Annotated in this window: 11 protein-coding genes and 1 pseudogene; 4 read left to right on the plus strand and 8 right to left on the minus strand. The window is 70.1% G+C overall.

The annotated features are described in order from the left end of the window. From VN520_RS20205 to VN520_RS20225, 5 genes and pseudogenes are all read right to left on the minus strand, one after another. Nucleotides 1-204 (minus strand): annotated as a pseudogene (locus VN520_RS20205) (alpha/beta hydrolase); the annotation flags it as partial. Nucleotides 205-221: 17 nt separating this feature from the next. Continuing rightward, nucleotides 222-1187, minus strand: a complete 966-nt coding sequence (locus VN520_RS20210) for an amidohydrolase family protein (protein ID WP_325748334.1) — start codon at nt 1185-1187, stop codon at nt 222-224. After that, nucleotides 1177-1482, minus strand: a complete 306-nt coding sequence (locus VN520_RS20215) for a DUF1427 family protein (protein WP_325748335.1) — start codon at nt 1480-1482, stop codon at nt 1177-1179. The genes VN520_RS20210 and VN520_RS20215 overlap by 11 nt, the downstream gene beginning before the upstream one ends. Beyond that, a complete protein-coding gene (locus VN520_RS20220; protein WP_325748336.1) occupies nt 1479-1625 on the minus strand; it encodes a DUF1427 family protein in 147 nt (48 codons plus the stop codon). Before VN520_RS20220 ends, VN520_RS20215 begins: the two co-directional genes overlap by 4 nt. A gap of 9 nt (nt 1626-1634) precedes the next feature. Continuing rightward, on the minus strand, nt 1635-2195 hold the full coding sequence (locus VN520_RS20225; protein ID WP_325748337.1) for a quercetin 2,3-dioxygenase: 561 nt from the start codon (nt 2193-2195) through the stop codon (nt 1635-1637). Nucleotides 2196-2400: 205 nt separating this feature from the next. Here VN520_RS20225 and VN520_RS20230 point away from each other — a divergent pair, with 205 nt between their 5' ends. Next, nucleotides 2401-3333, plus strand: coding sequence for an AraC family transcriptional regulator (locus VN520_RS20230; protein ID WP_325748338.1), 933 nt, complete (start codon nt 2401-2403; stop codon nt 3331-3333). 861 nt (nt 3334-4194) lie between these two features. After that, nucleotides 4195-4695, plus strand: a complete 501-nt coding sequence (locus tag VN520_RS20235) for an AMIN-like domain-containing (lipo)protein (RefSeq protein ID WP_325748339.1) — start codon at nt 4195-4197, stop codon at nt 4693-4695. Between the two features lie 369 nt (nt 4696-5064). Here VN520_RS20235 and VN520_RS20240 read toward each other — a convergent pair whose 3' ends face one another. Both VN520_RS20240 and VN520_RS20245 read right to left on the minus strand, forming a co-directional pair. Beyond that, the gene (locus tag VN520_RS20240) at nt 5065-5340 is read right to left on the minus strand and encodes a GlsB/YeaQ/YmgE family stress response membrane protein (RefSeq protein ID WP_325748340.1); all 276 of its coding nucleotides are present in this window, start codon (nt 5338-5340) and stop codon (nt 5065-5067) included. A gap of 360 nt (nt 5341-5700) precedes the next feature. Then, nucleotides 5701-6177 (minus strand): hypothetical protein, encoded by a 477-nt coding sequence (locus tag VN520_RS20245; protein ID WP_325748344.1) that lies wholly within the window; start codon nt 6175-6177, stop codon nt 5701-5703. 511 nt (nt 6178-6688) lie between these two features. On the opposite strand from VN520_RS20245, the gene VN520_RS20250 reads away from it, so the two are divergent. Then, entirely contained in the window at nt 6689-8137 is a 1449-nt protein-coding gene (locus VN520_RS20250) for a Cys-Gln thioester bond-forming surface protein (RefSeq protein ID WP_325748341.1), read from the plus strand. Between the two features lie 1356 nt (nt 8138-9493). On the opposite strand, the gene VN520_RS20255 is transcribed toward VN520_RS20250, so the two are convergent. After that, nucleotides 9494-10612 (minus strand): matrixin family metalloprotease, encoded by a 1119-nt coding sequence (locus VN520_RS20255; RefSeq protein WP_325748342.1) that lies wholly within the window; start codon nt 10610-10612, stop codon nt 9494-9496. Between the two features lie 574 nt (nt 10613-11186). Between VN520_RS20255 and VN520_RS20260 the strand changes: the two genes are divergently transcribed. Further along, nucleotides 11187-12268: S8 family peptidase (locus VN520_RS20260; protein ID WP_325748343.1), on the plus strand; the 1082-nt coding region annotated here is incomplete at its 3' end.

Here is a 12268-nt window from a genome sequence, read left to right on the forward strand (position 1 = left end):
GCCGCCGTGGACGAAGACGATGACGGGCACGGGTCCGGTGGCGTCCTCGGGCAGCCACAGGTCCACGGACAGCGGGCGGCTGCCGTCGGGGACGGCGTGGACGGCGCCGCGCAGGAGCGCCACGCCGTCGGCGGGGCGGGCCGGGTGCGGCAGGGGCAGCGTGGCCGGGTCGGGCGGGGCCAGGAGAGGGAAGGGGAAGGTCACGGCGAGGGCTTCTTACGTCAGCGGGCGGTGCGGGGCAGGAGGCGGTGGGCGTTGGCGGTGGTGAGTGCCCGCCAGTTCGCGGAGCCCTCCGGGGCGGGAGCGGCGTCCAGGCCCGCGACGTGCGCCTCGACGCCCGCGGCGGGCGTCCAGCAGTGGTCGCTGCCGTAGAGGAGGCGGTCGGTGCCGACCAGGTTCAGCAGGGCGGGGAGCTGGCGGGGCAGGGCGGGGCCGGCGAGGTCGTAGTAGAGGCGGCCGAGCTGTTCGACGGCGTCGGGCGCCTCGGTGCCGGCGGGCATGAACATCTTCATGAAGCCGTCGATGCGGTCGGCGAGGACGGGCAGGGCGCCGCCGCAGTGCGGCACGATCACCCTCAGGTTCCGGTGGCGGTCCAGGGTGCCCGACATCAGCAGATCGGTGACGGTGCGGGCGGTGTCGAAGATGAACTCGACCATCGGGCGGGGGCGCCCGAGGGCGGACTGCTCCCAGCACACGGGCGAGGTGGGGTGCAGGAAGACGACGGCGCCGCGCCGGTCCAGCTCGGCCCAGACGGGCTCCAGACCGGGATTGCCGAGGTAGGTGCCGTGGGTGTTGGTCTCCAGCACCACGCCGTCGGCGTCCAGGGTGTCGTAGGCGTGGGCGATCTCCGCGAGGGCGCCGTCGACGTCCGGGAGGGGCAGCGAGGCGAAGAGACCGAAACGGCCCGGGTGTGCGCGCACGGTCTCCGCGCCGTCCTCGTTGACCTCGCGGGCCAGGCGGCGGGCGGCGGTGCCGTCGCCGAAGTGGATGCCCGGGGAGGAGATCGACAGCATCGACGTCTCGATGCCGCAGCGGTCCATCAGTTCCAGATGGGCCTCGGCCGACCAGGAGGGCCAGGCGGGGACTCCGTCGGGCAGTTCGTGCCCGGCGGCGCGCGCCTGGCGGACGTAGGAGTCGGTGACGAAGTGGGCGTGGACGTCGAGGTAACCGGGGGCTTCAGGGGACACGGGGGAATCCTTCTTCCGGGGATGTTTCCGGGGGCGGTTCCGGGAGTGCTTCCAGGGGGGTTTCCGGGGCTGTTTCCGGGGGTGGCTGATCGGTGGGGCGTCGGACCAGGCGGTCGCGTACGGCGGTGGCGGCGCGTTCGCCGATCACGATGCCGGCCAGCCCGGTCAGGCCGAGGAGCGGCGGGGCGGGCGAGGCCAGGTCGAGCGCCCAGTACACCGCCCCCATGAACAGACCGGCGGCGAGGGAGAACACGGCCGGGCGGAGGAAGGCGCGGCCGGCGCCGACGGCGCTCACAGCGCGCCCAGCGCGGCCTGGCCCAGCAGCATGCCCAGCAGCCCGACCAGGGCGACCGGGGGCGGTGCGGGCGACCTCACCCGCATCACCGCGTACAGCACGCCCACCAGCACCCCCGCGAGCAATACCTTGAGGTACGGCACGGGCGGTGCTCAGCTTCCTGTGCGCCACGTGTGGTCGGGCAGGAAGTTCACGTCGTACTTCTGCGGCACGGTCGCGAACTTCTCCCGTGCGGGGATGTACGGCTGCTGCGGCATGGCGAGTTCGTCGGTGGGGGTGCCGAGGTTCTCGAAGAACCGCTCGAAGGTGCCGCCCGGGCCGGCCGCCACGCCGACGATCCGGCTGTGGTGGCGCTCGATGCGGTAGGCGTGCGGGCAGTTCTTCGGGACGAAACCGAAGTCGCCCACCGTCAGCAGCTTCTCGTACTGCTCGCCCTCCAGGTCCTCCACGAACAGGCGCACGGCACCGTCGACGATGTAGAAGACCTCGTAGGTGTCCGGGTGGGAGTGGGCGGGGATGATGTCGCCCTTGGGCCCGTCGCAGGTGAAGAAGTTGAACGTGTTCTCCGTCTGCTCGCCGCCGGCGTAGATGGTGAACATGTCCGTGAAGAGGTGGGCACGGTCCCCCATCCCCTTCTCGATGAAGTACGGCTTTCCCGGCTCCGGGGGGATGTGCGAGCGCTCGCGGTAGCGGGTGGCGAATTCGATGGTCATGGTGGTCCTTCCTGGCGGCGGGCAGCACAGCGCCCGAACGGGCTTCAGCTACTGGCTGTGGTCGTTCATGGCGGCGGACCGCGGCGCGGCGCGATCGGCCTCGTGGGGGTGCACCGGGAGCCGGCGTGCGTCCCGGCGACTCGCGGCTTCCTTCTCCACGTTAGGTGCGGTGCCGAGGGGGTCACGGCGTACACTCGGGCACCCGATGAAGGAAAACGGACAGATTGCGGCCGGGTCCGGGGCCGCCGGCATCGCGGCCGAGCGGTCGGCGGCCTCCATCCCCACCGTGGCCTACCGCCCGGCACCCGGGAGGCCGCCCGGTCTCGAGGTGCTCGGCCTGCCCGAATTCACCGCCCGTGCCGCCGAGCGGGGACGGCCCCTCGACGCTCCCGGGCGTCCGGCCTTTCACGTGGTCCTCGCGATGCGGGGCGGCCGGCTGGCCTGTTCGGTGGACTTCACCTCATACCTTCTGCACCCGGGCGACTGGCTGTGGGTGTGGCCGGGACAGGTGCTGCAGTTGCCTGACGGAGCCGGGGAGTGCGACGCCACGGTGCTGGTCTTCCCGACGGGCTTTCCCAATGCCACGACGGACGCACTGATCCGGGACGCCGAGCACGTCCCCTACCGTCTCGTCACTCCGGACGCGCCGCGGCAGACGGCCCTGCTGCGGTTGCTGGACGCGCTGGTGGAGGAGCACGCCTGTCTCACCGATCTGTCGCTCGAGGCGTACATCGAGACGCTGCGCGGCCTGCTCTCGGTGATCCTCATCCGGCTCGTCCACCTCGCCGACCCGCGGCGGCAGACGCGCTCCGGCCGCAGTGAGCCGTTCCACCTGTTCCGCCGGGCCGTCGAGGAGGGCTTCGGGCGGACCCACCGGGTCGAGGACTACGCCGCCGAACTCGGCTACAGCCCCCGCACCCTGACCCGCGCGACCCGGGCGGCCCTCGGCGTCGGTGCCAAGCGCTACATCGACGACAGGGTGCTGCTGGAGGCCAAACGCCTGCTCATCCACACCCTGTTGCCGCCGGCCGCCATCAGCGAACGCGTCGGCTTCACCTACCCGACCGTGTTCAGTGCCTTCTTCCGGCAGCACACGGGGATGACACCGACCGAGTTCCGACGCGCGACGCGGACCTGAAGAAGCCGTGAGGGAGCACAGGGAGCGCAGGGAGCACAGGGGGGCCACAGCGACAAGCACCGTCCGCCGGGATGCCCGCGTCCGTGAGGCCGCCCGGGTGTCCTGCGACGAGGCGGCCGGACCCTGACGTCAGCATCCATCCCAGCGCTCTCTCCACTGCCTTGTCCGAGCCGTGGAACACGGTCCCCGGGACACCCGGGGCCGGCCGTTGCTGTCGTCGGCGGCAGCCCGGTGATGCCCGCCGGAGCGTGAGGAGTCGAAACGGCTGCGGAAGCAGGTACGGGAGCTGAAGCCGAAGAGCCCGGTGAACACGGGAAGCCAGGACCGATGCCTGTGCTCCCTTCTGGATCCGATCCTTGGCTCCGCGCCGGTGAAGGAGAACTCCTCGGCCAGGTCCTCCCAGGAGACGGCCTGCGGGGCCTTGGGGTCCGGCAGCACCGAGCCTTCGACCGTGTCCGCCGCGGACCGGCCCGGCGCGGAACCCTCCCCTGAAGGGCGGTGACGGCCTGGCTGATCTGGATCAGGCTGTCGTGGCCGGTCCGGCACAGATCATGAAGCCACGCAAGCGCCGTCAGGGACGCTCCGGACAGCGCTCTCACGGAGCCCCGGATCGGCTTCCGCAGAACCGGACCGGCCAGGCCGCGCAGGTCCTGCACGGCCTGGCCGACACCGGTTTCGTCACTGCGGGAGGAACCGGCCGGTTCGACATCGGCCCCTCCCGGCGGCCGGATCCGGCGCGTAGAGTCTCCACCGATCCCGGAGCGGTTCACCATGCCGGGGAAGCATGCCGTGGAGGCGGGCTTGCTCTCGATACTTGCGGCGATCCGATCAGGGCCGAAAGCCCGTGCAGAAGGAGCTTTGATGCGTAAGGCCGGTATCGCCACCGCCGCAGGAATGGCAGCTCTCGCCGCCACCCTGTTCAGCAGCACGTCGGCCGTCGCAGCGGCCGCGAGCCCCACCTGCGCCGACATCTGCGTCCTCGGCGTGCGAACAGCCACGCACGCCACCTACGACCGTCTCGTCATCGACCTCGGGGAAGGGACCGTCCCCGGGTGGGACGTCAGTGAGCAGACCGCACCGCTCTACTGGGGCGAGGAGGGCTCGCAGACCCAGGTGCCGATCAAGGGCGACTCCTACCTGAAGGTCACCCTGATGCCTGCCGAGACGTTCGACGGGAACTACCAGCCCACTTACACGAGTCCGAGATCCGAGTCCTTCAGCTACCCGAGCCTCAAGGGGCAGGCACTCGTGTACAGCTTCGAGGACAGCAACACCTTCGGCCTCGCGCTGGGACCGCATTCCTCCTACAAGGTCTTCAAACTGACCGCCCCCAACCGGATCGTCGTGGACATCAACCACTGATCCGTGCAGTTCGGCACCCGGCCCTCGGCTGATGTCCGACGGCCGGGCGTTCACGTGTCCGCCCTCGGGCCGACCGCATGACCAGCCCTCGGAGGGCTTCCGGAGCCGGCCGATCAATCGCCGTACGGCCCTGGTGACGTGGTGATCGAACGGCCGTCCCGCCGGGGCGGTCGTCGAGTGCTCGGCGCATGCGAGGCGGGCCTCCTTCGGGGCCGGCTCTGCCGCGCGCCGGACATGAGGAGCGCGGTCGTCCCCTCCTGGGCCACATGACGAAGCAGGATCCCGGCTTGCCGGCGTGTTCCACGGTGACGGCAGAACGGCTCCCCCTCCAGCAGAGGGGGAGCCGTTTCGGCGAGTGCGGTCCGGGTGTCAGGCGCGACGGGAGTGCCGACTGCCGGTGATGACCCGGTACAGGACCAGGAGGATGAGGGAGCCGACGACGGCGGCGATCCAGGTGGACAGGTCGAAGAAGCCGTCTATGGAGTCGACTTCGAAGATGACCTTGCCGAGCCAGCCGCCGAGAAGGCCTCCCGCGATGCCGATGAGCATCGTGATGATGATGCCGCCGGGGTCCTTGCCCGGGAGGAGTGCCTTGGCGATGACGCCGGCGAGCAACCCGATGATGATCCAGGCGATGATGCCCATGATGCGTCTCCTACCTCGTCGTATAAAGCCTGTGTCAAAGCACCGTCTTTACCGTCCGGGCCTTTTCAAACACCACACGTCCGCCACATCACCGACAGGGCGCATCCGTACGTCCCCTCGGCCCTGCCACTGACATGACGCTCCGGCTCTCGCTCGGCACATGGACCACCGGACAGGACTCAGGCGCAGGTGCAGGAACGCGCGGGTGCATCCGCGGACGGTCTCCGAGGCGCGGGCAGCCGGCGATTCGCCGCCGATGCCGATGCCGATGCCCAGCTGCTCGGCCGGCAGTCCGACATCGGTGAAGGAGGTGTGTCCGGCTCCTTCCCCCACAAGCCACCGCTTTCACCCGGTCAGGCGTTACCGGTCTCGTTCCCGGGTGGCGACGGCCCCGTCACCGCTCCCCGGGCTGTACCGGGCCTCCCTGCCGAGGAAGAGGAACGGCAGTTCGTCCGGTACGAAGGAGACGCCGGCGGCGCGGCCCGTGACCAGCCGGTTCCAGGACGCTTCGTCATGCGGGACCTCGCAGGCGGCGCAGGTGGCAGTCCGCCCGTCCGTGAAGGTGGTGGCAACGCTCTCGTAGGTCCGGTCGAACTGACCGTGACCGGCCCGCCCTGTCCCCGTCCCCTCCCGCCCGGCGTCGAACTCGCCGCCTGCCGCGTGGTGCAGGGGGCGGGCGCGGTGGTCCTGCTCGCCGGAGCGGCCCTCGCCGCCACCCAGGGCAGGCTTCTGACGCGGAAGACCGCCCCTCCCGGACAGCCGCCCGCCGATGCCGATACGCCCCGCGACCGGATCACGCCGTGAAGCCGCCGCTCTGACAGACAGGTGTCCGGCCACGCGCGTTCAGCCCGTCATCACCTCCCGCAGCGGGATGCGCCGGACGTACCGGAGGGGGCGGATGCCGCCTGCGTCCGGGAGCCCGGCGGGACAGCGAGGGGTGAACGTTCCCGGTACACCCCCCCTGGCGGATGCCCTTCTCGCTGCGGCGAGCTCTCCGGCGGGGTGTTCACCCGCCCTCGACGCCTGGACGCAGCAAAGCACGTCCAGGCGGCACCGGGTGACGACGTGTTCATGGCTGACGTCCATGCCCCGGCGACAGAGGTAACGATTGCGAGTCGGAAGGGTTGTACGGTCCGCACGTGGGAATTAATCGTGCCTTTCATCCATAGGATGCTCCAGTACTCATGAGCACTTGAGTTTTGGGCGGGAAGATCCCGATACGCGCATCCTGCGCGAGGGCCCCGCCTCGGAGGGGAATTCTGTGACTTCTGTGTTTTCTGAGCTTTCCGCTCTCCAAGATTCCGGCATACCGTCCGGTCCTGCTCCCGGTGCGGGCCCGGTGTCGCGTATGCCGTTCCGCGGACGTGCCGACGGCCTGGTCCGCGTGGCCTCCACCGCGCTGGTCACCGGACTCGTCGCGGCGGGAGCCCTCGCCGGTGTGGGTACGGCCGCCGCCGACGAGGCGCCCGCACACCAGGGCAGCGGCACGTCCGCAGTCCTGGACGGGCTGAAGACGTACGACACGGCCGTGATCACGACGCCCGGGGAGAACGGCGGGGAGGCCCGTACGAAGCGGGTGTCCGCAGGTCTCTTCGAGATGACCGTCGACGGCGGTGGCACGCTCGAGACCTACTGCATCGACATCCACAACCCCACCCAGGACAAGGCGAAGTACCTGGAGACCCCCTGGGCACAGTCGTCGCTCGGCAAGAACGACGACGCGGGCAAGATCCGTTGGATCCTCGAGCACTCCTATCCGCAGATCGACGACCTCACGTCGCTCGCGAAGAAGGCCGGCACCGGCCCGCTCACCGAGCGCACCGCCGCAGCCGGGACCCAGGTCGCCATCTGGCGTTACTCGGACGGCGCCGATGTCACCGCCGCGAACGAAGACGCCGAGAAGCTCGCCGACTACCTGCAGGGTGCGGCCCGGAGCAGCAGTGAGCCCCCGGCGTCGCTGACGCTGACCCCGGCGACGGTCTCCGGTCAGGCCGGTGGACTGCTCGGCCCCGTCACCGTGCACACCGACGCCACCGAGGCCTCCGTGACTCCGCCCGCAGGGGCTGCCGCCGACGGGGTCAGGATCACCGACAAGGACGGCAACGCCGTCACCCGGGCGGCCAACGGCACCGAGCTGTACTTCGACGTGCCGAAGGACTCCGCGGACGGTTCCGCCTCGTTCTCCGTGCAGGCCACCACCACGGTGCCGGTCGGCCGGGTCTTCGCCGGCGTGACCAAGAGCCAGACGCAGATCCTCGCCGGCTCCACCGAGTCCGCCTTCTCCGCACAGGCCACCGCCTCCTGGGCGGCCAAGGGCCCGGCCCCCGCGGTGACCGCGCAGAAGAACTGCGCCAAGGGCAGCGTGGACTTCACCGTGACCAACAACGGCGACCAGCCGTTCCGGTTCACGTTCGCGGCCGGCACCGACCACACCGTCGAGGCGGGCGGCACGAAGACCGTGTCGCTCCCCGTCGCCGAGGACGCGGCGTACGACATCACGCTCTCCGGTGTCGACACGGAGTTCACGCAGAACTTCAAGGGCGTGCTCGACTGCGTCACCACCCCGGCCCCGGCCCCGGGTGACGACGAGGGCGTCGAGACGCAGGACGGCGCCTCGCCCAGCCCCGCAGCGACTGCGGCCGCCGACGTGACCGGTGGCGGTGAGGGCGACCTCGCCGCGACCGGTGGCTCCAGCGCCACCCCGGTCATCGCCGGAGTCGCCGCCGTGCTCGTCGTCCTCGGCGGCGCAGCGGTCTTCTTCCTCCGTCGTAAGAAGACGGCCGCCGGCACCCGTTAGCGGACGGGCGCGGTGAACCGCGCCGTTCCAGGACCGTCGTGACGCGCGGACCGGCCGATCGGGCCGCATGCAGGGACGCAAGACGCTTGGCCGGGATTTCCCGGCCAAGCGTCTTGCGTTGGGCCGCACGCGACGCGGCGTCAGGACCGGAGGAGCCGCTACGGACGACGGCCAGGCACGCTCGGGAGTGAGCCGTGGCCATGCCCAGGTTCGGCAGGACGCATCGGAGTCGAGGGGGCGGGCCTTCCTCCTGTCCCTGTGCACCGAGGTGAACGTACCGGAGTCGTCGGCGTCCAGCATGCCGAGGCCGAAGAACCCCGGTCGCACGCCAACGCCGCAGGCGAGGCGGGAATGGTCGTCGACGGCGGAGTGGGCGCGGTTGCAGCCGATCACCGGTCGGCAGCTCTTGCGCAGGTCGGCGGGGGCCTGCCGGTTCTGGTTGCCGGCTGTTCCGCCGGCCGCCCGCCGGCCCTCGCCGTCAGGGACGTTGCCGGACTTCCTGAGGTCGCCGTGCACCAGCTCGCCGGGACGGCCGCATGCGTACCGCCTCACCGGTCGTCCGGCCCGGCCAGACCGGACGGTTCAGGCCGTGCCGGGTCAGGATCCGGTGCACCGTGGAGGCGGACGGCCCCAGGGCCGGTCCGTACCGGACCGAGCCTGCGGGCCCGCAGTTCGTCGAGGAGCGGGATGAACTGCGGGCTGTCGGCGGCCTGTTCTGCGGTCGGGGTCAGCACGAGCGGGGCCCCGGGACAGGGCCGGTGCGTCGGCACGCCCTGCGGTCGCTCGGAACCACCCCTGGCCGGAGGGTTTCGGTCCAGCCGGACGGCAGAGCGCCGGTCCGGCCGGTGGCCGGACGAAGGTGAAGGCAGGGCTTCCTGGTGACGCTCGGCCGGGGTGGTGGCCCCGGCCTGTCAGGAGGCCCTGCCGCAAGGAAGTGGAAACTCGGTTGCCGTCGGTCGGCTTCTTCGTCCCGGAGGGAACCCCCCGTGCCGGAGTATGCGGCGACAGGCCTTCTGCCGCCGGAACCGGCTCCGGCCGCGACAGCGATCTCGGGAGAGACACCGCTGACCGCGTGGACCCTCACGGCTTCCCGTTCCGCCTCGTCACTACCGCCGCTCCCGTCGCAAGGGCGGCTGCCACGGAGCCGGGCTTCCGCCCGGCCCCGTCCGTCTTCGAGACGTCCCGGTACACCCGCGCCCCGCGCAAGCGGCGCGGCAGGCGCATGACGCCGAGCCTCCGTCGCTGCTGCCGCCCGAGGAACACGCGGTCACCGGCATCACCATGTCCGCCGTGGGCGCGGCTCCCGGGGTACAGCGAGCGGAGTTCGTTCCGTCCTCATCGACGGACGGGTCCCGCTCAGTAGATGCTGCGGAGGCCGAGGATGTCTCCCTTGCCCAGAGTCCTCGCTATCGTCGAGCAGCGGATGGAGTTGGTGGTCATCGTGAGGTTCGAGTGTGCCGAGGAGACGTGGCCCATCCCGAAGACGTGCCCGGCCTCGTGCGTTCCGACGGAGCGGATGTCGTACAGGTTCGAGCAGCTGCTGGTCGGCGAGTTCGTGAAGTTGTAGTCGTTGGTGTTGAACCGGACGTCGGCTTCACGAAGGTCGTTCTTGACTCCCGGGGTGGGCCAGGACCACCAGCAGGTCGTGGCGACGACGCCGTTCTTGAGGTTGCCGGCGTCCCAGGTGCTCTTTCCGTCCCGAGAAGTGCACGAGGAACTGCTGTTGATGTCAGCCTCGTAGGTGGTGGTGCCCGAGTAGTGCGAACTCGCGGAAACCGAGTCACCGTAGCCGCAGTTGTTGTAGCTGCCGGTGATGTTGTTGATGGCGTCGGCGAAGGCGGCCTGGGCGCTGCTGCGGGAGAGTCCGCCCGGCATGCCTCCGTCACCGATGTACCAGTTGTAGGTGCCGTACTCCTTGAGGTCGTTCGTGGAGTAGGAGCCGTCGCTGCACGCGCCCGTGGCGCTGGTGGAGTCCAGGTCCGGGAGCTCGGGCTCGACCCCGGAGGAGGAGTCGAGCGCGTCCGGGTCGACGGTGTCCGGCTCGTCGGTCACGTCGTCCGTGGTCGTGCTGGGGTTTCCGAGGCTGTCGGTGGCGTCGATGCCGCCGGTGGGCACGTCCGGACTCGAGTCGCTCAGGTTGTAGGAGATGACGCCGTCGGCCGACACCTCCAGGCTGAAGCCCATCTCCTCGCCGTCGGCGGTCAACGTGTCCACGCCTACCGCGGTGTTGGGTTCGGGCACCGTCACGCCGGTGCCGCCGAAGGTGACCACACGGCCGACCACGGGGCAGCTGATCACCGATGTGCCCGCCGGCAGGGTGTTGACGGTCAGATCTCCGGTGGCGGGCGGACAGACCTGCGGTCCGTCCAGGCCTCCCCCATCGGCGTACGCTCCGCCGCCGACGAACGAGATCGAAGCCGCCAGGGCGAATGCCGCAATTCCTCTGCCCGCGAGTCTCCGGTTGTTCCTAGCCACTCTCTGCCCCCAGTTGTCCGTATTGTGTGAAGATCCTTTTGGATTCCCTGAGAAGCTAGCGGCCGAACGATCACTTGCGGTACTGCATTTCAAGCCGACCACATTTCGGCCAACTTTCACAGGTGGTGACATGGCGCGATCCGACGGGACGGGATCGCACCCCTCTTTTTGCGCCCCTTGAGGGAGGGTTCATGACGGTTTCGGACCGCGCGGAACGCGTCGGCAACGCGGGCGGTCGATCGCTCAAATGGAATGAACTGGTTGAAGTCGGCGAAGTGAGTGGCGATTTCTGGATATTCCGGATCATAGGATCACGGCTCATTGACGGCGTGCACTCAAGGCTGCTTTCCTCTGTGTGCGTCCGGTGAAGATCCAAGCCTTGGGGGAGGGCGAGACGGGCTTCTTACGCGGCCCTGTGTTCCGTACCGTCCGCGCACCTCTACGGCTCTCACGCCTGGCGCTTCCTGTTCATGCCGCGACGCGTGCGCCTCTACCCGCTTCCGGCGTGGCGGGGATTTCGCCATTGCTGTGTTTTCCCGCGGCCCCTGACGGGCCGCGCTGTAGATGGAGCGAGATGAGAAGAACCATATGGTCCACGGTTGCCATGGCCGTGACGGTCGTGGCGATCGGCATGGCACCGGCTCATGCCGAGCCGTTGGACTCCAGCGGCCCGGCCCCGTCGCCGACCGCGAAGGTGGACAAAGCGCTGCGCGAGCGGGTCGCCGATGGCCACAAGGTCCGGGTGAACGTCACCACCCGGACCAGGGCCGATCTTCCGGACGCGGCCCAGGCCGGCGAAGTGGTGCACGAGCTGCACAGGCTGCCGGTGGTCACCCTGCGGGTCGACGAGGCGGACCTTGAGCAGTTGGCCGCCCAGCCAGGTGTGGTGAGCGTGGCCGAGGACCGGCCGGAGCGCGCGACGCTGGCCGAGAGCGTTCCGCTCATCGGCGGTGACAAGACCCGGGCGGCCGGCCTGACCGGCGCGGGCAGCGTGGTGGCCGTCCTGGACACCGGAGTCGCCACCCACCACCCCTTCCTCACGGGCCGGGTGACCTCCGAAGCCTGCTTCTCCCCCATCGACGCCGGCTACGGCGCCACCAGTCTGTGCCCCGACGGCACCGACCAGCAGGAAGGCACCGGCTCGGCCGACTCGGAGGCCGGCCCCTGTGCCTCCCTCGACTGTGATCACGGCACCCACGTCGCCGGTATCGCGGCCGGCAACGGACAGAGCGTCACCGACGCCCCGGCGGCCGGTGTCGCTCCTGGTGCGAGCATCTTCGCCCTCCAGGTGTTCAGCCGGATCGACTCGGAGGCCTACTGCGGTCTCGATGCCGCGCCCTGCGTCCTGAGCTTCCCCAGCGCCCAGCTCTCCGCCCTGGAGATGGTTCTGGACATGAAACAGTCCGGGATGCCGGTGGTGGCAGCCAACATGAGCCTCGGGGGAAGCACCCAGTACACGGCCGCATGCCAGACCGACATCCGCAAGCCGGCCATCGACGCGCTCTATGCCGCCGGCGTCGCCACGGTCGTCTCGGCCGGTAACGGCGGCTCCGCCACGGGGGTCACCGCGCCCGCCTGCGTCTCGTCGGCGATCGCGGTGAGCAGCACCACCAAGCAGGACGAAATCTCCTACTTCAGCAACCGTGGCCCTCTGGT

Source organism: Streptomyces sp., from assembly GCF_035563135.1.
In the GTDB taxonomy this organism is placed as follows: domain Bacteria; phylum Actinomycetota; class Actinomycetes; order Streptomycetales; family Streptomycetaceae; genus Streptomyces.